This is a genomic window from Rahnella sp. CJA17(1/100) (assembly GCF_963881615.1).
Lineage (GTDB): Bacteria > Pseudomonadota > Gammaproteobacteria > Enterobacterales > Enterobacteriaceae > Rahnella > Rahnella aceris.
The window spans coordinates 1-21,154 of the sequence record NZ_CAWOJA010000018.1 but is presented as its reverse complement, the minus strand read 5'-3'; the positions used below and the strand labels follow the sequence as shown (position 1 = coordinate 21,154).

The following is a 21,154-nucleotide window of genomic DNA, read 5'->3' as shown; positions in this document are numbered from 1 at the left end:
TTGATGCACAAGTTGCCATGACTTATCGGCCTGGCAGCTTTTTCCACGTAACTTCATTACGCAGGTAAGTCGGTTCAGCATCTTCCGGATTAACGCGAATACCGTTTTCCCAGAGCTGCAGCGCCAGCGGCAACATATCTTCCGCCTGCGGCAGTAACATTTTTCCATCAAATAAATCTGCCGCCGGGGATTCACCCAGTAAATGCGGATAGGCTTCCCAGCCCGTACCCACGGTGGCAAAGCGCCCGTTTAGCTCAACGGTACGCGCCATCAGTTGTTCAGGTTTGATGACCGTCTCGGTATTTTCACCGCTCCAGACACCTTGTGTATTGCGGGTAAATTCACCCCAGTACACTTCGCCCATGCGGGCATCAATGGCTGCCAGCACCTGTTCCGCGCCGGTCTGGCGGTAAGCACCCTGCGCCATGGTGAGTAAGGTGGAGACGGGCAACAAAGGCAGTTCCGCGCCGAGCGATAAGCCTTGCGCGATACCAATGCCGATGCGCACGCCGGTGAAACTCCCCGGTCCCCGGCCGAAGGCCAGTGCGTCGAGTTGTTTCAGGGAAAGCCCCGCTTCGGCGAGGATCTGCTGCACCAGCGGCAGAATGCGCTGCGTATGTTCGCGGGCGCAGAGTTCAAAATGAGCGAGCGTTTCGCCCTGATCGTAAAGCGCAACCGAACAGGCTTCTGTCGCCGTATCAATTGCTAAAATTCGCGTGGACATGCCAAACCTCAGGCGGGAAATTAATAAGTTATACCCTCAATACCTCGCGCGCAGTCAACGCATCTGCAACGTGAAATATGACGGGTACAAGAGCCTTTTTCGGGGCGGCATCTTAGCATAAACAAAGGGCTAATTCTGCTCTTCAGCGTTTTGTAAAAAGCGGATCGCTTGCGTCAGATCTCGCGTGCGTGGCGTCGGCGGCAAGCTGTTGAGAAAAACTTCACCATACGGACGCATTACCAGCCTGTTATCGCAAATCACCATCACCCCGCGATCATCCGTATCACGGATCAAACGTCCGACACCCTGTTTAAGCGTAATGACAGCATCCGGTAATTGTACGTCATTGAACGGATCTCCGCCGCGCAGACGGCAATCCTCAATACGGGCTTTGAGCAATGGATCGTCAGGCGACGTGAACGGCAGTTTGTCGATAATTACGCACGACAGCGCGTCACCGCGCACGTCCACGCCTTCCCAGAAACTGCTGGTGGCGACCAGTAAGGCGTTACCGGCTTCGACAAACTGCGCCAGCAACTGGCCCTTGCTGGTTTCGCCCTGCAACAAAACCGGCAGCGTCAGGCTGGCCCTGAATTCTTCCGCCAGTTCACGCATCATTTTGTGAGACGTACACAGGAAAAAACAGCGGCCTTTATTAGCTTCGATAAGCGGGCGCAACATCCGCGCCAGCTGTTTCGAACTGCCCTGCACATTTGATTCAGGCAGAAAACGCGGAACGCACAACAGCGCCTGTTTGGCGTAATCGAACGGGCTCGGCAGCAGCAACGTTTCTGCCTCATCCAGCCCCAGACGCTCAGTAAAATGATGCAGCTGATCGTTCACCGAAAGCGTTGCCGAGGTGAAAATCCACGCCCCCGGTTTTTCTTTCATCATCTCGCTGAATTTGTCGGTCACCGACAAGGGAGTCAGCGCCAGGACGAAATGGCGTGAATTACATTCGTACCAGTAACTGTAACCGGGGATCGACACGTCTTTCAGGCGTTTGAGACGGTTGCGGTAAAGCGTGGCGCGCTCGAAAGCCGCATCCAGCAACGCAGAACGGCCGAGGGACAATTTAACCACGTCGTAGCAAAGTTCCAGCGCGTCATCGAGCAACAGTAAGGCACGCTGAATGGCAGGCTGACTGAGAACATCGCGAAGATTGCCGCGAAAACCGGGCTCGCCGAGCGCCAGACGGAAATCCATCGTGCTCTGGCTAAGCCGGTCAGCGCTTTTCTGCAACTGCACAGAGTCACGGACTTCCGTGCGGTAAGCAATAGTAATGTCTTTTGCCATATCAAGCAGTTGGCGGCTGGTGACCTGCTGGCCAAAATACTGGCTGGCGATGTCAGGGATCTGATGGGCTTCGTCGAAAATCATCACGTCAGCTTCGGGGATCAGCTCACCAAAGCCGCTCTCCTTCACCACCATGTCCGCCATAAAGAGATGATGGTTCACCACCACCACATCGGCGTCCATCGCCTTACGGCGGGCTTTTACCACGAAACATTCTTTGTAAAGCGGGCAGTCACTCCCCAGACAGTTGTCGTTGGTACTGGTCACCAGCGGCCAGACAAAGCTGTCTTCAGGTACCACGGTGCAGGTGCTGATATCGCCCTCTTCCGTGCTGCTCGACCAGTGACGCAGATGCGCCAGTTCGCTGAGCGCCTGGCTGGCAAGATCGCCGCCGGAGAGCGATTGCTGCTCCAGACGTTCCAGACACAAATAGTTTGAGCGCCCTTTCAGCAGCGCCAGACGGCCCTTGAAATTCAGCGCGCTGGCAACTTTGGGCAAATCGCGGGAATAAAGCTGATCCTGTAAGTTTTTCGAACCGGTGGAGATAATGACTTTTTTGCCGGAGCGCAATGCCGGTGCCAGATACGCGTAGGTTTTACCGGTACCAGTACCGGCTTCCACCACCAGCCCTTGCTTACCGCTGATGGCTTTGCTGACAGCCTGCGCCATCAGACGCTGAGGTTCACGGGGTTTAAAACCTTCAATTTTCTGCGCCAGTGCGCCGTCTGTTGCGAAATCGTCTGTCACTCTGTCTCTCTACCTGTACGGATCAGCAGTGATTATGCCAATCCCTCGCCCCGACTACCACCGCCATCTGCCAATCCAACGTATTCATCCTTTGTGATACCCTTAGCGGCATCATAAAAAAGTGACTAACTGGAGCCATAATATGACCATCGAGCGTATCCGACCTGAGCCACGGATGTCCGACATCGTTATCCATAACAACACCATTTATTACACGGCAGTGCCGGAAAATCTGGACGCGAATGCAAAAGACCAGACCGCAGAAACGCTGGCCATTATCGATGCTGCGCTGACGGAAGCGGGCTCGGATAAGAGCAAAATTCTCGATGCCACACTGTTTCTGGTCAATAAAGAAGATTTCCCGGCGATGAATGAAGCCTGGGATGCCTGGATATCACCGGGCAATGCACCGGTACGCTGCACGGTTCAGGCTAACCTGATGAATCCGAAATACAAAATTGAAATCAAGATCATTGCCGCACGCTAAGCACTGATCAGCAGACATAAAAAAACCTCCCGCGGGAGGTTTTTCATTTTCAGCACGTCGCTGTTTTAGATCTTTGCACCGGCGACCGCTTCTTTCGCCAGCTCAGTAATGCGTGCGTAATCACCGCTTTCCAGCGCATCGGCTGGCACCAGCCATGAACCACCGATACACAGCACGCTTTTCAGCGCCAGGTAATCACGGTAGTTCGCTGGCGAAATTCCGCCAGTCGGGCAGAAACGCACCTGCGGGAACGGACCGGCAATCGCCTGCAACGCTTTCACGCCGCCATTGGCCTCAGCCGGGAAGAACTTAAATTCACGCAGACCAGCATCCAGACCCATCATCAGTTCGGATACCGTACAAATCCCCGGGATTAAAGGAATAGAACCGGCATTGGCTGCTTTCAGCAAAGCATCAGTCAGGCCAGGGCTAATCGCAAACTGGGCACCCGCCTCGGTCACTTCAGCCAGTTGCTCAGGATTGAGTACCGTACCTGCGCCAATGATAGCGTCCGGCACTTCTTGAGCAATGGCACGGATCGCATCCATCGCGCATGGGGTGCGCAACGTCACTTCCAGCACACGGACGCCACCCGCAACCAGCGCTTTAGCCAGCGGAACCGCATGCTCCAGTTTGTTGATAACAATCACAGGAACAACCGGCCCTGAGGTCAGAATTTGTTCCGCGCTTGTTTTCCAGTTTTTCATCTTGTTCTCCATTCATGCCCGCAGGCACCGTTGTGATTGATGGCGCGCCCCTGCCACAGGGACCAGCAGAATTTAAACCCTGCCAGTAACCGACCACACCCGATTGGACGATACTACTCTCCCCGTCATACTTGAAGCCGCAGCGGCGTTGGCTGCGCTTGTTCACCCGAATCACTGACTCATGTCAGCTCATCGGGACTCACTCACTTGCCGCCTTGCTGCAACTCCAATTATTTTGGGGAGTAATGACTCAATAAATTATTCGTTACTCGAACTCGTTCCAGGAACGGCCGTCGCGGGTGATCATCGCCACGGAAGCTACCGGCCCCCAAGTCCCTGACTGATACGGTTTTGGTGCTTCGCTTTCCGCAGCCCATGCGTTCATGATGGAGTCGACCCATTTCCAGGCTTCTTCCACTTCGTCACGACGGACGAACAGCGCCTGAATTCCACGCATGGTTTCCAGCAGCAGACGCTCGTAAGCATCGGCAATATGCTGTTCATTGAAGGTTTCAGTAAAGCTCAGATCCAGCTTGGTGGTTTGCAGACGGTGTTTGTGCTCAAGACCCGGCACTTTGTTCAGCACTTCGATCTCGATACCTTCGTCCGGTTGCAAACGAATAGTCAGTTTGTTCTGCGGCAACTGCTGGTAAGAATCACGGAACAGGTTCAATGCCGGGTTTTTGAAATACACCACGACCTCAGAACATTTGCTCGGCAGACGCTTACCGGTGCGCAGGTAGAATGGCACGCCCGCCCACTGCCAGTTGTCGATATCCACACGAATAGACACGAAAGTTTCGGTGCTGCTGGTTTTTTTCGCACCTTCTTCTTCCAGATAGCCAGGGACTTTTTTGCCCTGTACGAAACCGGCTGTGTACTGGCCGCGCACGGTGTTTTCACGCACGTTTGACTGGTCGATACGACGCAGTGAGCGCAGCACTTTCACTTTTTCGTCACGGATACGGTCGGTGCTCAGATCAGCCGGAGGTGACATGGCGATCATGGTCAGAATTTGCAGCAAGTGGTTCTGGATCATGTCGCGCATCTGACCGGCGTCATCAAAGTAACCCCAGCGGCCTTCGATACCGACTTCTTCAGCGACCGTGATCTGCACATGATCAATGGTGCGGTTATCCCAGTTGCTGGCAAACAGATTGTTAGCGAAACGCAGTGCCAGCAGATTCAGTACCGTTTCTTTACCCAGATAGTGGTCGATACGGTAAACCTGGGACTCAGCGAAGTATTCCGCGACTTGATCGTTGATAACCTGAGAAGACTCCAGAGAGTGTCCCAGTGGTTTCTCCATCACGACGCGCGCAGGTTCTTTGTTCAGCCCTGCTTCGCCCAGACCGCGGCAAATCGCACCGAAGTGGCCTGGCGCGATCGCAAAGTAGTTAATGGTGGCGCGATTTTGCTGGTCAAGCATTTTGCCCAGCACTTTGAAATGCTTCACATCGTTGACATCAAGGTTACAGAAATCAAGACGGGCGCTGAGCTTATCCCACAGTTCCGGATCAATTTTTTCTTTCATGAAGGTGGTCAGAGCTTCTTTGACCACTTCGGTATAGGCCGCTTTGTCCCATTCCGCACGTCCGACACCGATGATGCGGGTGTCCGGGTGAATGTGACCCGCTTTCTCTAACTGATACAGGGAAGGCAACAGCTTACGGCGCGCAAGATCGCCCTTTGCACCGAAAATTACCAGATCACAAGCCTGGGCTGTCTGAGTTACCGCCATGTTCTTCTCCTCAATGCAGGAATACCTAACATATTTCTGGTTGCTGTGCGTGAGCTGCAACTCGAATTATCTCGGGTACATATTGTAATTTTATTTCAGCAACAATGTACTCTGATTGTCCGTGAGCCGTAAACCATGTTCTGACAGGGGGATAACTCTGCGGAAAAGCTTGTTTTTATCATAAATGTCTCAGCGGATAGCAAAACCCACCACATTCTGTAATTTTATGACAAAACTGAACAGAATTTACCATACTGAAAGTTAGATCCCGGTCAAACTCTGACAAAAAAAGCGTTTTTTCGCCTGACTGACGCTGCCAACAGCATTAAGCGCGTAGTATATTTTCATCAAATCAACACGATTTCCTCTTTTCAAAGAAATCGTTGAAACCTATGAGTGTCATGCTTATGAATACGTTGGAAAAAATCCAGACCCACCTTGACATTCTGAGCAAGTCAGAACGCAAAGTCGCCGAAGTGATCCTGGCATCCCCACACATTGCAATCCACTCCAGTATTGCCACTCTCGCCCGCATGGCGGACGTCAGTGAACCTACTGTAAACCGTTTTTGCCGTCGCCTCGACACAAAAGGGTTTCCAGATTTTAAATTACATCTGGCACAAAGTCTGGCAAACGGCACACCTTATGTGAACCGTAACGTGGATGAAAGCGACAGCGTCAGCGCTTACACCAGCAAAATTTTCGAATCCGCTATGGCCAGCCTCGATCAGGTGAAAAATACTCTCGATATCGCTGCCATCAACCGCGCAGTCGATTTACTCACCCAGGCGAAAAAGATTTCTTTCTTTGGGCTGGGCGCATCGGCCGCAGTGGCGCATGATGCCATGAACAAATTCTTCCGCTTTAACATTCCCGTGGTGTATTTCGATGACATCGTCATGCAGCGCATGAGTTGCATGAATTCCAGCGAAGGCGATGTGGTGGTGTTGATTTCCCACACCGGCCGCACCAAAAATCTGGTCGAGCTGGCGCAACTTGCCCGCGAAAACGACGCTACGGTCATTGCCATCACGTCCTTTAATACGCCACTGGCGCATGAGGCCACGCTGGCTCTGTTACTGGATGTTCCGGAAGATACCGACGTTTACATGCCGATGGTTTCTCGAATCGCTCAGTTGACGTTGATTGATGTGCTGGCTACCGGGTTTACGCTGCGTCGTGGTGCAAAATTCAGAGATAACCTGAAGCGGGTCAAAGAAGCGTTGAAAGAATCGCGCTTTGATAAGGGAATGGTCGTCCCTAACCTGCCGGAGTAAGCTCGTCATGCGAGTCGGCACATCAAATCATTCATAGAATATATGAACAAATCATCATTGATTTAATAGGGAGTCTGGCGGGAAATCTACGCGCAAAGTGCGCAGGGTAAATGTCAGACATGAGGTCAGCGGGTCACACAGGTGAAACCCTTTTGTATTACAATTACACCTAAACCCAATGTGGGCTCGCTGTTTTTTTGCATTACCATGTTTCATCAGTTAACGGAGTTAGGCATGTCCAGAAGGCTCAGAAGAACGAAGATTGTTACCACGCTCGGCCCTGCAACTGACCGCGACAATAATCTTGAGAAGATCATTGCTGCTGGTGCGAACGTTGTGCGTATGAATTTCTCCCACGGAACCGCTGAAGATCACATTCTTCGCGCTAACAAAGTGCGTGAAATAGCCGCGCGTCTCGGCCGCCACGTCGCGATTCTTGGCGATCTGCAAGGTCCGAAAATCCGTGTATCGACCTTCAAGGAAGGTAAAGTTTTCCTCAATATCGGTGACAAATTCCTGCTCGATGCCAACATGAGCAAGGGTGAAGGCGATAAAGAAAAAGTCGGCATCGACTATAAAGGTCTCCCTGCTGATGTGGTGCCGGGTGATATTCTGTTACTTGATGACGGCCGTGTGCAGCTGAAAGTGCTCGAAGTTCAGGGCATGAAAGTGTTCACGGAAGTGACCGTGGGCGGCCCGCTGTCTAACAATAAAGGCATCAATAAGCTGGGCGGAGGTCTTTCTGCCGAAGCGCTGACTGAGAAAGATAAAGCAGACATTATTACTGCGGCCAAAATGGACGTAGATTATCTGGCAGTTTCATTCCCACGCACCGGCGAAGATCTTAACTACGCGCGCCGTCTGGCACGCGATGCAGGCTGTAATGCGCAAATCGTGTCTAAAGTCGAACGCGCTGAAGCGGTGGCGTCAGATGAAGCAATGGATGACATCATTCTGGCATCCGATGTCGTGATGGTGGCCCGCGGTGACCTGGGCGTTGAAATCGGCGACCCTGAGCTGGTGGGTATCCAGAAAAAACTGATTCGTCGTGCACGTCAGCTGAACCGCGCGGTGATCACTGCGACCCAGATGATGGAATCGATGATCACTAACCCGATGCCAACCCGTGCAGAAGTGATGGACGTAGCGAACGCCGTGCTCGATGGCACAGATGCGGTCATGCTGTCAGCGGAAACGGCTGCGGGTCAATATCCTGCTGAAACTGTGGCAGCCATGGCGCGCGTATGTCTGGGCGCAGAAAAAATCCCAAGCATTAACGTTTCCAAACACCGCCTGGACGTGGAATTCGATAACATCGAAGAAGCCATTGCAATGTCCGCCATGTACGCGGCAAACCACCTGAAAGGGGTCACGGCGATCATTTCCATGACCGAGTCCGGGCGTACCGCGCTGATGTTGTCACGTATCAGCTCCGGCCTGCCGATCTTTGCCATGTCGCGCCACGAACACACACTGAATCTGACCGCGATTTACCGCGGCGTTACCCCTGTCTTCTTCGACAGCGCAAATGACGGTGTAGCGGGCGCACAGGATGCCGTGAATTTACTGCGTGATAAAGGTTACCTTTTGTCAGGCGATCTGGTGATCATCACCCAGGGTGATGTCATGAGCACCGTCGGTACCACCAATACCAGCCGTATACTGCGTGTTGAATAATAGTTAAATGTAATAAGATATAAACATATGGCCGATCATCGTGATCGGCCTTTTTTATTTTCGTCCTGCCCCTGAATCTATTACCCCCTCCTGCAGGTCAGTGAACAGTCTTAATTTGATCATTATTTTGCCATTCGTTTGAAATAATCAGGTTCACTGCATAAAACATTGCGTGATGAAAATTCATTACACCTACAAACATTGCGCTTAAATATAACTTTTTATCGCAAGACAACCCTTCTTTTAAGTCAGCAAACGTATAACAAATACAGATTCATCTCATAGGAATGTGTACTCCGAACTTATCCTTCAGAAATTTATGTGACATACATCACATTAAACAATCAAAAAGTTCTGTTATGGGCAAATGTTCAATGTCGTTGTTGAATGATAATGATTTGCATTTATAATGATTCTCAATCGTTAAAACCTTGTATAAGTCCGCACTAAGGAATCCAAACAAGACATATCACTGTTTATTTTTTATAACATAAAATATTAAACTATACACTTTACAGGCATGGCCATCAGCCCTGCCTGCTGATGCTTACGTTCACTGCTAAATCCTGACTTTATCCGGGTGGCCGCCCCACGCCTGCTGAGGATGAAAAGGACTAACCAAAAGGATCCAGAATGAGCCAGATAAATAACTGGGAATTAATGCAATCCGGCACTCAAGACCTGACAATCACTCAGGCGAATATAAGCAAAAATAAAGGTTATATTTTTAACCAGAACAGCACTTCTGAATGGCAGACCCTGATTGAGCAAGGCCTCGAATTAATTAAATCCCATATTAACCATACTGAGAAACCTTTTTCCGGCGTTTCTCCGGCTGAATTAGCCGAGCAATTTCGCCATATTGACCTGACCAAACCTTTAGACGGAACGCGGCTGGCGCTGGAAGAACTGGATGATTTATATCTTCAGCACGCGGTCTATTTCCACCATCCGAAATACCTCGCGCATCTCAACTGTCCGACCGTAGTACCTTCCCAACTGGCGGAACTGTTTATCAGCGCCATCAACTCCTCGGTGGATACCTGGGATCAGAGCGCAGGCGGCACACTCATCGAGCAAAAAGTTATTGACTGGACACTCGCCCGTATCGGTTTTGGCGCACAGTCAGATGGTATTTTCACCAGCGGCGGTACGCAGTCTAATCTGATGGCAATGCTGCTGGCAAGAGACAGTCATTGCAAACGCACCCGCCCGCAACACAGCATCAAGTACCAGGGGCTGCCGCCGGAAGCCAACCGCTGGCGTATTTTCAGTTCACAGGTCAGCCATTTCAGTATTCAGAAATCCGCTGCCCTGCTCGGCCTGGGTTATGACGCCGTGGTGCCAGTCGCCTGCGACAGCGCTTTCCGTATGGATATTGCCGCGCTCCGTCAGGAAATTGAGCGCTGCCACAATGAAGGGTTGATTCCAATTGCGGTCGTGGCAACCGCCGGTACGACTGACTTTGGCAGCATTGACCCGCTGAATGAGATCGCTGAAATCTGCCGCCAGGAAAAAATCTGGATGCATGCTGATGCCGCGTACGGCTGCGGTTTGCTGGTTTCACCTCAGCATCGCCAGCGCATTGAAGGGATCCATCTGGCCGATTCCGTTACCGTGGATTATCACAAATCCTTCTTCCAGCCGGTGAGCTGCAGCGCATTCCTGGTTAACGATCACAGCCATCTGGAGCACGTCACGCACCACGCTGAATACCTGAATCCGCTGAGTGCGAAACTGGAAGGCACGCCAAATCTGGTGAACAAAAGTATCCAGACCACCAAACGTTTTGATGCCCTCAAAATGTGGCTGACGTTGCGCATTATGGGTCAACAAGCACTGGGAGAATCGTTCGATGTGCTGCTGGCACGCGCAACAGAAACGCATCAGATGATGGAACAAAATCCGAATATCGAAGTGCTGCATAAACCGGAACTGAGCACGCTGGTATTCCGTTTTGTGCCGCGTATCTCCATGAGTCATGAACAGATTGACGAAATCAATGCCGGGATCCGCAAGGCCATTTTCCGCGACGGCAGCGCCGTTATCGCCGGTACCAAAGTGCATCAGCGTCAGTATCTGAAATTCACCTTACTGAACCCCACCACCACCAGGGAAGACGTTGCCGATGTGCTCAGCCTGATCACGCATTACGGCAAAGAACTGACTGCCAGCACGCTGAGCGCCGCGAAAAACCGGTAAAAGGAGCCGCACCATGAATATCCATTCAAACGACCAAACGTATGATTTCATCGCCGTGGGCATCGGCCCGTTTAACCTCGGGCTGGCCTGTCTGACTGAACCGGTGAAAGAGCTGAACGGTCTGTTTTTAGACCAGAATGACAGCTTTGACTGGCACACCGGTATGATGCTGGAAAGCGCGCATTTACAGACGCCGTTCATGGCAGATCTGGTGACTCTCGCCGATCCGACCAGCCCTTACAGCTTCCTGAATTACCTGAAATTACAGGGGAAACTTTACTCGTTCTACATCCGTGAAGACTTCTTCATGATGCGTAAAGAGTTCAATCAGTATTGCCAGTGGGCATGCAGCCAACTGACCAGCCTGCAATTCTCCACGCGCGTGGAACTGGTCACCTGGGATGCCGTGCAGGAATGCTATCTGGTTGAAACGCGCTCAACCAAAAGCGGCGAAAAGCAGATCTACCGCACCAAAAGGCTGGTTCTCGGCACAGGACCGTCGCCGTGGATACCCGCCTGTGCGCGGGATGCCGGCAGGAACGTGCATCATTCTTCGGCCTATTTGCCGAACAAAGAGCAGGTACAGAATTCGAAATCCATTACCGTGGTCGGCAGCGGCCAGAGTGCCGCAGAAATTTACTATGACCTGCTCTCTGATATCGATAAGCACGATTACCACCTGACCTGGGTGACCCGCGCCCCGCGTTTCTACCCGCTGGAATACAGCAAACTGACGCTGGAAATGACCTCACCGGAATACATCGATTATTTCCACGCGCTGCCAATGAGCAAGCGCGATCAGCTCAATCGTGAACAAAAATGCCTGTATAAGGGCATTAACATCAGTCTGATCAACGACATTTATGATCTGATGTACGTCAAACGTCTCGACGGACCGCTGAATGTCGATTTGTATACACATTCGGAACTGAAAGCACTGACCCGCTGCCGCAGCGGCGAACTGGAAATGACCCTGCTCCACCACGAACAACAACAGGAATACCAACACCGCACGGAATCCGTGATCCTCGCAACGGGTTACGGCTATCAGCCACCGCAGTTTGTTGAAGGCATTTACAACCGTATTCAGTGGGATGACGCGGGTCGTTACGCCGTCAACCGCAATTACAGCATCGATGCGCACAACCAGATTTTCGTACAAAACGCCGAGCTGCATACGCACGGCTTCGTCACTCCGGATCTGGGCATGGCGTGCTATCGCAACAGCACCATAATCCGCGAGATGCTCGGCACTGAAGTGTATCCGCTGGAGAAATCCATCGCCTTCCAGACCTTTGGGTCCCGCATCCCTGGCGCAAACTAACGGAGAATTTACCCATGTCTGATGCCATTTCAACCGCCGTGTTCTCCTGCCAGCGCGACGCAGGAAAACTGTCTTTACGCCCCCTGGCGCTGGAGAAAGATGCCGCCGTTTTACATAACTGGATGACGCAGCCCTACGCACATTTCTGGGGAATGCAGAACAGTACCCTCGCAGAAGTCGACAGCTTCTATCGCAACCTGACTCACGGTAAACCGCTGGCGGCGCTGATGGGCGAAATAGACGGTCAGCCGCAATTTCTCATCGAATGCTATCCGGTTCAGGATGACCCGTTGCATGAACATTACGACGTCCAGCCCGGCGATATGGGCATGCATATTCTGCTGTCACCGGCTGAAAAACCGGTGTCAGGCTTCAGCTGGCAGGTGTTCTCGGCCGTGATGGAATACCTGTTCAGCCAGCCCGAAGTCCGCCGCGTAGTGGTCGAGCCAGATGTTCGTAACGAAAAGATTCACAAGCTGAATAAGCGCGCCGGTTTCCGCTATCAGAAACAAATTCAACTGACACATAAAACTGCATGGCTGGCATTTTGCCAGCGTGAAGATTTTTTTCAGGCAAGCCAGAAGGAAAAACACACCATGACTCCTGCAAATCTGCAAACCGGTGAGCACCTGCAACCGGAAATCTGGGCAAAAGCGAATGCCCTGCTGCTGCGTAAATGCCTGGCGGAACTGACCCATGAACGTCTGCTCGCGCCGCAGTCGTTGAAAACGACCGGCACCTGGACTGACTATCAGCTGGCAGTACCGGCCTCGGAAATAGAATATCGCTTCCGTGCCCGCCAGTTGCCTCTGAATGACTGGATGATTGATCTCGACAGCATTCAGCGCCTGGATAATTTTATCCCGCAGCCGCTGGACGCGGTTAAATTTATCATTGAATTCGCGGAGCAAATTGGTATTTCCCAGGCCATGCTGCCAACCTATCTGGAAGAAATCAGCAGCACGCTTTACAGCAGTGCCTACAAACTGGCAAACAATCACACCACAGCGAAACAACTGTCGCAGGCCGATTTCCAGACCGTCGAAACCAGCATGACCGAAGGCCATCCGAGCTTTATCGCCAACAACGGCCGTATCGGTTTTGATGCCGGTGATTATGTCCGTTACGCGCCGGAAGCGGCCAATCCACTGCAACTGGTCTGGGTGGCGGTTCATCATGACAAAGCACATTTCGCCAGTGTCGAAGGTTTACCGTATGAAAAACTGATCGCGGAAGAACTGGGTGAAGCGCAGATTTGTGCTTTCACGCAAAAGCTGGTTGATAAAGGTGTCGACCCGAAAAATTACTACTTCATGCCGGTACATCCGTGGCAGTGGCAGAACAAATTACTGACCGTCTTCGCACCGGATATCGCCCGTCAGTTTCTGATTTATCTCGGTGAAGGTGATGATAACTATCTGGCACAACAGTCAATCCGCACCTTCTACAATGCCAGCCGTCCGAAAGGACGTTACGTTAAAACGGCGCTGTCGATCCTGAACATGGGTTTTATGCGCGGGCTTTCACCTTACTATATGGCGACCACTCCGGGCATTAATGAATGGCTGGCGGATCTGGTCGAAAACGATGCGTATCTGCAATCCACCGGTTTCAGCATTTTGCAGGAAGTGGCGTCACTCGGTTACCACAATCACTATTTCGAGCAAGCCATCAAAGGCGACAGCGCGTACAAGAAAATGTTTGCGGCGTTGTGGCGCGAAAACCCGGTCGCCTTGTTGCAGCCAAATCAGCGTCTGATGACCATGGCCGCCCTGCTGCACACCGATAAACACGGCGATGCGCTGATTGTCGAGATGATCAAATCATCCGGTCTGGCCACCGGCGACTGGCTTAAACGCTACATGCACGCCTATCTCAGCCCGCTGCTGCACTGCTTTTATCAGTACGACCTGGTGTTTATGCCGCATGGCGAAAACCTGATCCTGCGGTTCGAAAACAATATTCCGGTGAATGCTTTCATGAAGGATATCGCCGAGGAAATTGCGGTGATGAACCCCGACGCCAGCCTGCCGGAAAAAGCCAAACGTCTGGCGGTGGACGTACCGGAAAATCTTAAAATTTTGTCGATTTTCACTGACGTCTTTGCCGGGGTATTCCGCTTTATCGCCCGTATTCTGGAAGAACATGGCAATTATCCTGCCGGGCAGTTCTGGCAGGTGGTAGCCGAAGTGGTACGCGACTATCAGATTCAGTATCCGGAACTGTCGGAGAAATTTGCCCGCTATGACATGTTTGGCGCCGAGTTTACGCACTCATGCCTGAACCGTCTGCAACTGGCGAATAACCAGCAGATGATCAACCTGTCAGATCCGGCGCAGAACCTGAAATTCGCCGGCACGCTGGAAAACCCGATTGCGGCCTATGCTAACCGCTACTGAAAACCCGGTTTAATCTGATGAAGCTTTAATGCCATGAATAGTAGCGCGGCTTTCACAGGCCGCGCTTTTTCGATTTTAAGACCCGGAGAATTAAGGTTATGTCGTCCGTTTCCGAACCCGCTTCGCGGCTGAATTTCCGCCAGTGTCTGTTCCCGCTGTCACTGGTGCTATTCGAGTTCGCCACCTATATTGCCCACGATATGATCCAGCCGGGTATGCTGCAGGTGATCAGTGATTTCAGCGCAAGTGCCGACTGGGTTTCAACCTCGCTAACCGCTTATTTGTGCGGCGGTATTTTGCTGCAATGGTTGCTCGGGCCGCTTTCCGACCGCCTTGGCCGCAGGCCGGTGCTGCTGACAGGCGTGGCCTTTTTCACCGTCACCTGTCTGCTGACGGTTTTCACCCGAAACATTGAACAGTTCATTCTGATGCGTTTTTTACAGGGGATGAGCCTGTGCTTTATCGGCGCGGTAGGTTATGCCGCCATTCAGGAAGCGTTCAGTGAAACAATGAGCGTTAAACTGATGGCGCTGATGGCGAACATCACGCTGATCGCTCCCCTGCTCGGGCCGCTGGCTGGCGCGGCGTTTATTCATTACGCACCATGGAAAGCCATGTTTGCGTTATTCTCACTGGTCTCTGCATTCTCATTCTGGGGGCTGTGGCGCAGTATGCCGGAAACCGCCAGCGGTCGCGGGGAGCGTTTTTCAATGCGCAGGCTACTGACCGATTACCGCGAAGTTTTCACCAACAAAGGCGTGGTGCTCGGTTCGCTGTCTATCGGGTTGATCACCCTGCCGTTGCTGGCCTGGGTGGCGCAGTCACCGGTATTACTGATTCAGGATGGCGGAATGACGCCGTTACAGTACGGATGGTGGCAAGTGCCGGTATTTACCGGATTGATTATCGGTAACATCACGCTCAGCAAACTCAGTGGCAAAGTGAATATCCGCACGCCTGTCTGGCTCGGTCTCGCGCCGATAGTTCTCGGTCTGGCAGTCAGTGCCTATGCCGCGCTGTTTATGGTACATGCCTGGGGCTGGATGATTGGCGGGCTGAGTCTCTATGCGCTGGGCTCGGGACTGGTAAATGCCGGGCTTTACCGCCTGACGCTGTTTTCCAGCCCGACCGGTAAAGGCACGGTCGCCGCTGCACTTGGGCTGCTTACCATTGTGGTTTTTGCGGCGGGTATAGAAGTGGCAAAGCAGTTATATTTCGCACTGGGTAACGGCATTTTTATGCTGGCAGGCATGATTTCCGGTGTCACCGGCACATTGCTGATTGCCGTGTTTCTCAAGCGTGTCCCTGAAAAAACATAAAAAAAAGCTGAGGTGTGAGCCTCAGCTTTTTCAAATCTTTTTACCGTTACTTTTTGGGATAAAGCTCTTTGCGTGAATAGGGCTCAGGCTCACCCGGTTTGCGGGTTTTAAGCAACTTGAGGATCCAGGTGTACTGTTCCGGATTCGGCCCGACCAGCACTTCCACTTCCTCATTCATCCGGCGCGCAATGCGGTTATCATCGGCAGTTGCCAGATCATCCATTGGCGGGCGCACATAAATATCGAGACGTTGTTCGTGGCCGTTATACACCGGAAACAACGGTATGATCGACGCACGGCACACTTTCATCAGGCGTCCTACCGCAGGCAATGTCGCCTTGTAGGTCGCGAAGAAATCGACGAACTCGCTGTGCTCAGCACCGTGATCCTGATCCGGCAGATAGTAGCCCCAGTATCCCTGACGCACCGAACTGATAAACGGCTTGATGCCATCATTACGCGCATGCATCCGGCCACCAAAACGACGGCGAACGGTATTCCACAGATAATCGGTCAGCGGGTTTTTCTGATTATGGAACATGGCGGCCATCGGATGTCCGTCAGCGGCCATCAGCATCGCCGGAATATCCACAGCCCATCCGTGTGGCACCAGAAAAATCACATTTTTACCTTCGGCATGCATCTGATCGACAATTTCCTTGCCGTGCCAGTGAACGCGCTGCATGACTTTTTTGGGGTCACGGATCGCCAGTTCAGCCATCATCACCATGGATTGTGGCGCGGTGGCAAACATTTCATCGATGATATGTTCACGCTCCGCTTCAGAGGTTTCCGGCAGGCAGTACAGCAGATTAATTTGCGCACGACGACGTGCGCCTTTCGCAAACTTTCCGGCCAGGCGGCCAAGACTGCCTAATATAGGGTCACGAACCTTTGCGGGCAGATACGCCATTGCGGCCATCGCTCCGACGCCCAGCCAGACGCCCCAGTAACGCGGATAATAGAAGGCTTTCTGAAACTGCGGAATAAATTCTACGGTAGATCGTTTTTCTTTTTCTGGCTGCATGCTCAGGCTCTTATGACAAATTCTGCCTTAATGATAAGTGCAGTGATTTATTTTGCAATAAATCACTGCCTCACAACATTAAGCGCAAAAGGGGATCCTGAAGGTCAGTCCAGCTTCAGTTGAGGAACAACCTGACGAACGGTGGCCAGGTAAGTACTGCGATCTTTACCTGTCAGCCCTTCGGTGCGCGGCAGTTTAGCCGTCAGCGGATTCACAGCCAGCTGGTTAATCCACATTTCAAAGTGCAGATGCGGGCCGGTTGAGCGACCAGTATTGCCGGAAAGCGCGATGCGATCCCCCCGTTTCACTTTCTGACCGGGTTTCACCAACAGTTTACGCAGATGCATATAACGGGTCATGTACTGACGACCATGACGAATGGCCACATAGTTACCCGCAGCGCCGCCGTTCTTGGCAACAACCACTTCGCCATCACCCACCGCCAGAACAGGCGTACCGACAGGTACGGCGAAATCGACGCCACGGTGCGGCGCAATACGCCCGGTCACCGGGTTCAGACGACGCGGATTGAAGTTAGACGAAACGCGGTACTGTTTGCCCGTCGGGAAGCGCAGGAAACCTTTCGCCAGCCCGCTGCCGGTACGGTCATAGAACTTACCGTCTTCGGCGCGCACGGCGTAGTAGTCTTTACCGCCAGTGCGCATACGCACTGCCTGCAATTCACTTTGCTCGTTCTTACCGTCCAGCACTTCATTGGACATCAGTACTGCAAAGTCGTCGCCTTTCTTCAATTTACGGAAATCGAGTTGCCATTGCAGCGCCTTAATGACAGCACTGACTTCAGCGCTGCTCAGCCCTGCCGCTTTGGCACTGGTGACAAAACTGCCGTTCAGCGTCCCTTTCAATACGGAGTCTTTCCATTCCCCTTTCAGGGTTTCCAGAGACGATTTGAAGGTATTGCCGGAACGGTCAAAGGTATAGGTTTCGCGACGTGATTTTTCCCACGTCAGACGCTGTAAATCGCCGGCATCGTTAAGTGTCCAGGAAATCTGCTGGCCGATTTTCAGGTTACGTAAATCACGGTTGGCGTCAGAAAGCGCAGCAATTTCCGACATATCAATGCCGTACTGATTCAGAATGCTGCTGAGGGTATCACCGGTAGAAACCACATACTCATGCACGCCCGCTTCATTGACAGTTTTATCGTCAAGATCATCTTGCGGAATGTCATCATCAGCGGGGGGAGACTGGTCGATGGGTTCGCTGGCTTCAGGAAGCAGTGAACGCAGTTGCTGATTATCAAGTGTGATATTTTTAACCAGCGGTCGGGTATCAGAAAGGTCATTGTCCGGGTGGTAAGCTAACGGTTTCCATACGGCCACAGCCAGTGTGACGACGGTAAGAGACCCCAGCATAATGCGATGGGGCCGTGGAAGGTTGCTATACGCCAGAGCGATAGATCGGGCTATCAGCTGCACTTAAATTCTGTCCTTTTAGCTTACTTCAGGCAGCTCAGGTACTGGTTCGTCAGCTGTGACAAAAAGTTCACATAGCTGTCCGCACCCAGTGCAATGCTGCTCCCCAGAGGATCCAATGTGCCCATACGCACTTTTGTTCCCTGGGCAACAGCCGTTATGACGGCCGGCCTGAATTGTGGCTCAGCAAAAACGCAGGTCGCTTTTTGCTCAACCAACTGTGTTCGAATGAGATGTAATCGCTGTGCACCGGGTTGAATTTCGGGATTGATCGTAAAGTGACCAAGTGGCGAAAGGCCGAAGTGTTTTTCAAAGTAGCCATAGGCATCGTGAAAAACAAAATATCCCTTACCCTGAACAGGTTGCAGAATACTACCAAGGTTTTTGTCAGCTTTTGTCAAGGTGTCTTCAAAATGAGATAAATTTGCATCTAATTGTTGCTTTTTTTGCGGAACCAGCGCTACGAGCTTGTTATGGATCACAATAGCAGCCTCGCGGGCAATTTCCGGCGACAGCCAGACATGCATATTGTATTCGCCATGATGATGATCAGCGTCATCGTGATCATGGTCATGATCAGCCTCATGTTCGTCATCATCACTGCCCTTAATCAGCAGCGGTTTCACTGCCGGTAACGTCGCGATGGCCACCTGACGGTTCGGCGACAACTGCGCCGCAGATTTGGTCATGAAAGCTTCCATTTCCGGCCCCACCCACACCACCAGATCGGCGCTACGCATGCGTGCAATATCCGAAGGGCGTAAGGCGAAATCATGTGGAGATGTGCCGTCCGGCAGCAACACTTCCGTCGGCATAACACCATCGGCAATGGCTGATGCGATAAAACCCAGCGGGCGTACGGAAGCCAGAACCACGGCCTGCGTGCTGAAAACCGCGCCTGAACTCAATATTGCGGCTGCCAGAAACATCCGTTTAACGCTTTTTTTCTGTATCATGCTGAGTGAACTCATCTTCAGGTTGGGGGAAAACTGGTTATTTTTAGCGAAACGCAATATTATAACATCCGATTTGTTCTGCAAGACCCTATGACATGCCCACATTAGCTACGCTCCAAAATATTTCAGTGACTTTCGGTTCGCGACGCGTGTTGTCCAACATCTCGCTAAGCCTGCAACCGGGGAAAATTCTGACCCTTCTCGGCCCGAATGGCGCAGGGAAATCCACATTAGTGCGCGTTGTGCTTGGCCTGATTGCGCCGACAGAAGGCACGATGACTTGCGAACCCGGTTTACGTATCGGCTATGTTCCGCAAAAAATTCATCTTGATCCCACCATGCCGCTGACCGTCAGCCGCTTTATGCGACTGAAACCCGGTGTGAAGAAAAGCGATATTCTGCCCGCGCTCAAACGCGTACAGGCTGCGCACCTGCTGGATCAACCGATGCAAAAACTCTCCGGCGGCGAAAATCAGCGTGTTTTACTGGCGCGTGCGTTAATGAACAGCCCGCAGTTACTGGTGCTCGATGAACCGACGCAAGGTGTTGACGTCAACGGACAACTGGCGCTGTACAACCTGATCGACAGCCTGCGCTGCGAATTGGGGTGCGCGGTGCTGATGGTGTCGCATGACTTGCATCTGGTGATGGCGAAAACGGACGAAGTGCTGTGCCTGAACCAGCACATCTGCTGTTCCGGCTCGCCGGAAGTGGTCTCTACGCATCCGGAATTTATTGCGATGTTCGGTAACCGTGGCGCCGAGCAACTGGCGATTTACCGTCACAACCACAACCATCGTCATGATTTAAAGGGAAAGATAATTTTGCGCAACACCGGAGGTCGTGACGCATGATCGCGCTGTTATTACCCGGCTGGCTGGCGGGTGTATTGCTGGCGATTGCCGCCGGTCCGCTGGGCTCGTTTGTCGTCTGGCGCCGCATGTCCTATTTTGGCGATACGCTGGCCCACGCCTCTCTGCTCGGCGTAGCGTTTGGCTTGCTGCTTAATGTAAATCCTTTCTATACCGTTATCGCCGTCACGTTATTGCTGGCCGTGTTACTGGTGGTGCTCGAGCGTAAACCGCATCTGGCCGTCGATACCCTGCTCGGAATTATGGCGCACAGCGCCCTGTCACTCGGTCTGGTGGTGGTCAGCCTGATGTCCGGCGTACGTGTGGATCTGATGGCGTATTTGTTTGGTGATTTGCTGTCAGTGACCTACAGCGACATCTGGATGATTGGTGCTGGCGTGACGGTGGTGATTGCGGTGCTGTGCTGGCAATGGCGGGCATTGCTTTCCATGACCATCAGTCCGGAACTTGCTCATGTTGATGGCGTAAAACTGCAACGCACACGTATCGTCCTGATGCTGGTAACAGCGCTGACGATCGGTCTGGCGATGAAGTTCGTCGGCGCGCTGATCATCACCTCGTTGCTGATTATCCCCGCCGCGACAGCGCGACGCTTCGCTAAAACGCCTGAGCAAATGGCCTGCGTCGCGGTGGCGGTTGGCATCATTGCGGTGACCGGCGGCCTGACGTTCTCTGCATTCTATGATACGCCTGCTGGCCCTTCTGTCGTGCTGTGCGCTGCGGTGCTGTTTATGCTCAGCCTCAGTAAAAAACAGATTGCCTGACCGCAACGCCAGAAACAGAAACGGACGCCCTGAGCGTAATGCCGATCGTTTAAGGATCAGTTGACCGATCCTGTGGCTCGTGTAAAAAGGGTTCATGCTCATCATGGACCCTTTTTAAATGGAACTTTCACAAGCTCTCGGTATTATCAATCTTACTGCCCCCGATGAAGTTCAAAGCCTCGCTGACCTCCTGTCTCCT

The 21,154-nt window shown here is 52.3% G+C and carries 16 protein-coding genes; 9 read left to right on the top strand and 7 right to left on the bottom strand.

The genetic code is table 11. The features are described 5' to 3' along the window. Positions 1-22: 22 nt before the first annotated feature. Together tsaB and AACU55_RS10645 are read right to left on the bottom strand one after the other, a co-directional pair. A complete protein-coding gene (tsaB, locus tag AACU55_RS10650) occupies positions 23-724 on the bottom strand; it encodes a tRNA (adenosine(37)-N6)-threonylcarbamoyltransferase complex dimerization subunit type 1 TsaB (RefSeq protein ID WP_134707000.1) in 702 nt (233 codons plus the stop codon). A 129-nt stretch (positions 725-853) separates the two neighbouring features. Continuing rightward, a complete protein-coding gene (locus AACU55_RS10645) occupies positions 854-2,767 on the bottom strand; it encodes an ATP-dependent DNA helicase (protein WP_037034682.1) in 1,914 nt (637 codons plus the stop codon). A 142-nt stretch (positions 2,768-2,909) separates the two neighbouring features. Between AACU55_RS10645 and AACU55_RS10640 the strand changes: the two genes are divergently transcribed. Beyond that, positions 2,910-3,254, top strand: a complete 345-nt coding sequence (locus AACU55_RS10640; protein ID WP_134706999.1) for a RidA family protein — start codon at positions 2,910-2,912, stop codon at positions 3,252-3,254. Between the two features lie 65 nt (positions 3,255-3,319). Here the strand turns inward: AACU55_RS10640 and AACU55_RS10635 are convergent, their stop codons facing one another. Next, entirely contained in the window at positions 3,320-3,961 is a 642-nt protein-coding gene (locus tag AACU55_RS10635) for a bifunctional 4-hydroxy-2-oxoglutarate aldolase/2-dehydro-3-deoxy-phosphogluconate aldolase (RefSeq protein WP_013575316.1), read from the bottom strand. 265 nt (positions 3,962-4,226) lie between these two features. Continuing rightward, entirely contained in the window at positions 4,227-5,702 is a 1,476-nt protein-coding gene (zwf, locus tag AACU55_RS10630; RefSeq protein ID WP_013575315.1) for a glucose-6-phosphate dehydrogenase, read from the bottom strand. A gap of 407 nt (positions 5,703-6,109) precedes the next feature. On the opposite strand from zwf, the gene AACU55_RS10625 reads away from it, so the two are divergent. The 6 genes from AACU55_RS10625 to AACU55_RS10600 all read left to right on the top strand — a co-directional run bounded on the left by AACU55_RS10625 (position 6,110) and on the right by AACU55_RS10600 (position 15,900). Continuing rightward, on the top strand, positions 6,110-6,979 hold the full coding sequence (locus AACU55_RS10625; protein WP_013575314.1) for a MurR/RpiR family transcriptional regulator: 870 nt from the start codon (positions 6,110-6,112) through the stop codon (positions 6,977-6,979). Between the two features lie 234 nt (positions 6,980-7,213). Beyond that, positions 7,214-8,656: a pyruvate kinase gene (gene pyk / locus AACU55_RS10620; RefSeq protein ID WP_013575313.1), complete on the top strand. Its 1,443-nt coding sequence runs from the start codon at positions 7,214-7,216 to the stop codon at positions 8,654-8,656. 633 nt (positions 8,657-9,289) lie between these two features. Next, on the top strand, positions 9,290-10,858 hold the full coding sequence (locus AACU55_RS10615; RefSeq protein ID WP_134706998.1) for a pyridoxal phosphate-dependent decarboxylase family protein: 1,569 nt from the start codon (positions 9,290-9,292) through the stop codon (positions 10,856-10,858). A 13-nt stretch (positions 10,859-10,871) separates the two neighbouring features. Beyond that, complete coding sequence (locus AACU55_RS10610; protein WP_134706997.1) at positions 10,872-12,182, top strand: lysine N(6)-hydroxylase/L-ornithine N(5)-oxygenase family protein; 1,311 nt, start codon at positions 10,872-10,874, stop codon at positions 12,180-12,182. A 14-nt stretch (positions 12,183-12,196) separates the two neighbouring features. Next, a complete protein-coding gene (locus AACU55_RS10605) occupies positions 12,197-14,581 on the top strand; it encodes a GNAT family N-acetyltransferase (RefSeq protein ID WP_134706996.1) in 2,385 nt (794 codons plus the stop codon). Between the two features lie 98 nt (positions 14,582-14,679). Beyond that, entirely contained in the window at positions 14,680-15,900 is a 1,221-nt protein-coding gene (locus tag AACU55_RS10600; RefSeq protein ID WP_134706995.1) for an MFS transporter, read from the top strand. A gap of 46 nt (positions 15,901-15,946) precedes the next feature. On the opposite strand, the gene lpxM is transcribed toward AACU55_RS10600, so the two are convergent. The 3 genes from lpxM to znuA all read right to left on the bottom strand — a co-directional run bounded on the left by lpxM (position 15,947) and on the right by znuA (position 19,319). Next, complete coding sequence (gene lpxM / locus AACU55_RS10595) at positions 15,947-16,927, bottom strand: lauroyl-Kdo(2)-lipid IV(A) myristoyltransferase (RefSeq protein WP_037034697.1); 981 nt, start codon at positions 16,925-16,927, stop codon at positions 15,947-15,949. A 104-nt stretch (positions 16,928-17,031) separates the two neighbouring features. After that, entirely contained in the window at positions 17,032-18,366 is a 1,335-nt protein-coding gene (gene mepM, locus AACU55_RS10590) for a murein DD-endopeptidase MepM (RefSeq protein WP_013575307.1), read from the bottom strand. 20 nt (positions 18,367-18,386) lie between these two features. After that, positions 18,387-19,319 (bottom strand): zinc ABC transporter substrate-binding protein ZnuA, encoded by a 933-nt coding sequence (znuA, locus tag AACU55_RS10585; protein ID WP_015689879.1) that lies wholly within the window; start codon positions 19,317-19,319, stop codon positions 18,387-18,389. Between the two features lie 95 nt (positions 19,320-19,414). Between znuA and znuC the strand changes: the two genes are divergently transcribed. Both znuC and znuB read left to right on the top strand, forming a co-directional pair. After that, positions 19,415-20,173: a zinc ABC transporter ATP-binding protein ZnuC gene (znuC, locus tag AACU55_RS10580; RefSeq protein ID WP_013575305.1), complete on the top strand. Its 759-nt coding sequence runs from the start codon at positions 19,415-19,417 to the stop codon at positions 20,171-20,173. Then, the gene (znuB, locus tag AACU55_RS10575) at positions 20,170-20,955 is read left to right on the top strand and encodes a zinc ABC transporter permease subunit ZnuB (protein WP_013575304.1); all 786 of its coding nucleotides are present in this window, start codon (positions 20,170-20,172) and stop codon (positions 20,953-20,955) included. Before znuC ends, znuB begins: the two co-directional genes overlap by 4 nt. Positions 20,956-21,154 lie beyond the last annotated feature (199 nt).

Excerpts from the sequence above, each read along its gene's own strand:
- pyk (WP_013575313.1), top strand. The coding sequence starts at position 7,214 with ATGTCCAGAAGGCTCAGAAGAACGAAGATTGTTACCACGCTCGGCCCT.
- AACU55_RS10610 (WP_134706997.1), top strand. The coding sequence starts at position 10,872 with ATGAATATCCATTCAAACGACCAAACGTATGATTTCATCGCCGTGGGC.
- zwf (WP_013575315.1), bottom strand. The coding sequence starts at position 5,702 with ATGGCGGTAACTCAGACAGCCCAGGCTTGTGATCTGGTAATTTTCGGT.
- lpxM (WP_037034697.1), bottom strand. The coding sequence starts at position 16,927 with ATGCAGCCAGAAAAAGAAAAACGATCTACCGTAGAATTTATTCCGCAG.
- znuA (WP_015689879.1), bottom strand. The coding sequence starts at position 19,319 with ATGATACAGAAAAAAAGCGTTAAACGGATGTTTCTGGCAGCCGCAATA.
- AACU55_RS10600 (WP_134706995.1), top strand. The coding sequence starts at position 14,680 with ATGTCGTCCGTTTCCGAACCCGCTTCGCGGCTGAATTTCCGCCAGTGT.
- AACU55_RS10625 (WP_013575314.1), top strand. The coding sequence starts at position 6,110 with ATGAATACGTTGGAAAAAATCCAGACCCACCTTGACATTCTGAGCAAG.
- AACU55_RS10605 (WP_134706996.1), top strand. The coding sequence starts at position 12,197 with ATGTCTGATGCCATTTCAACCGCCGTGTTCTCCTGCCAGCGCGACGCA.
- AACU55_RS10635 (WP_013575316.1), bottom strand. The coding sequence starts at position 3,961 with ATGAAAAACTGGAAAACAAGCGCGGAACAAATTCTGACCTCAGGGCCG.
- AACU55_RS10615 (WP_134706998.1), top strand. The coding sequence starts at position 9,290 with ATGAGCCAGATAAATAACTGGGAATTAATGCAATCCGGCACTCAAGAC.
- AACU55_RS10640 (WP_134706999.1), top strand. The coding sequence starts at position 2,910 with ATGACCATCGAGCGTATCCGACCTGAGCCACGGATGTCCGACATCGTT.
- tsaB (WP_134707000.1), bottom strand. The coding sequence starts at position 724 with ATGTCCACGCGAATTTTAGCAATTGATACGGCGACAGAAGCCTGTTCG.
- znuB (WP_013575304.1), top strand. The coding sequence starts at position 20,170 with ATGATCGCGCTGTTATTACCCGGCTGGCTGGCGGGTGTATTGCTGGCG.
- znuC (WP_013575305.1), top strand. The coding sequence starts at position 19,415 with ATGCCCACATTAGCTACGCTCCAAAATATTTCAGTGACTTTCGGTTCG.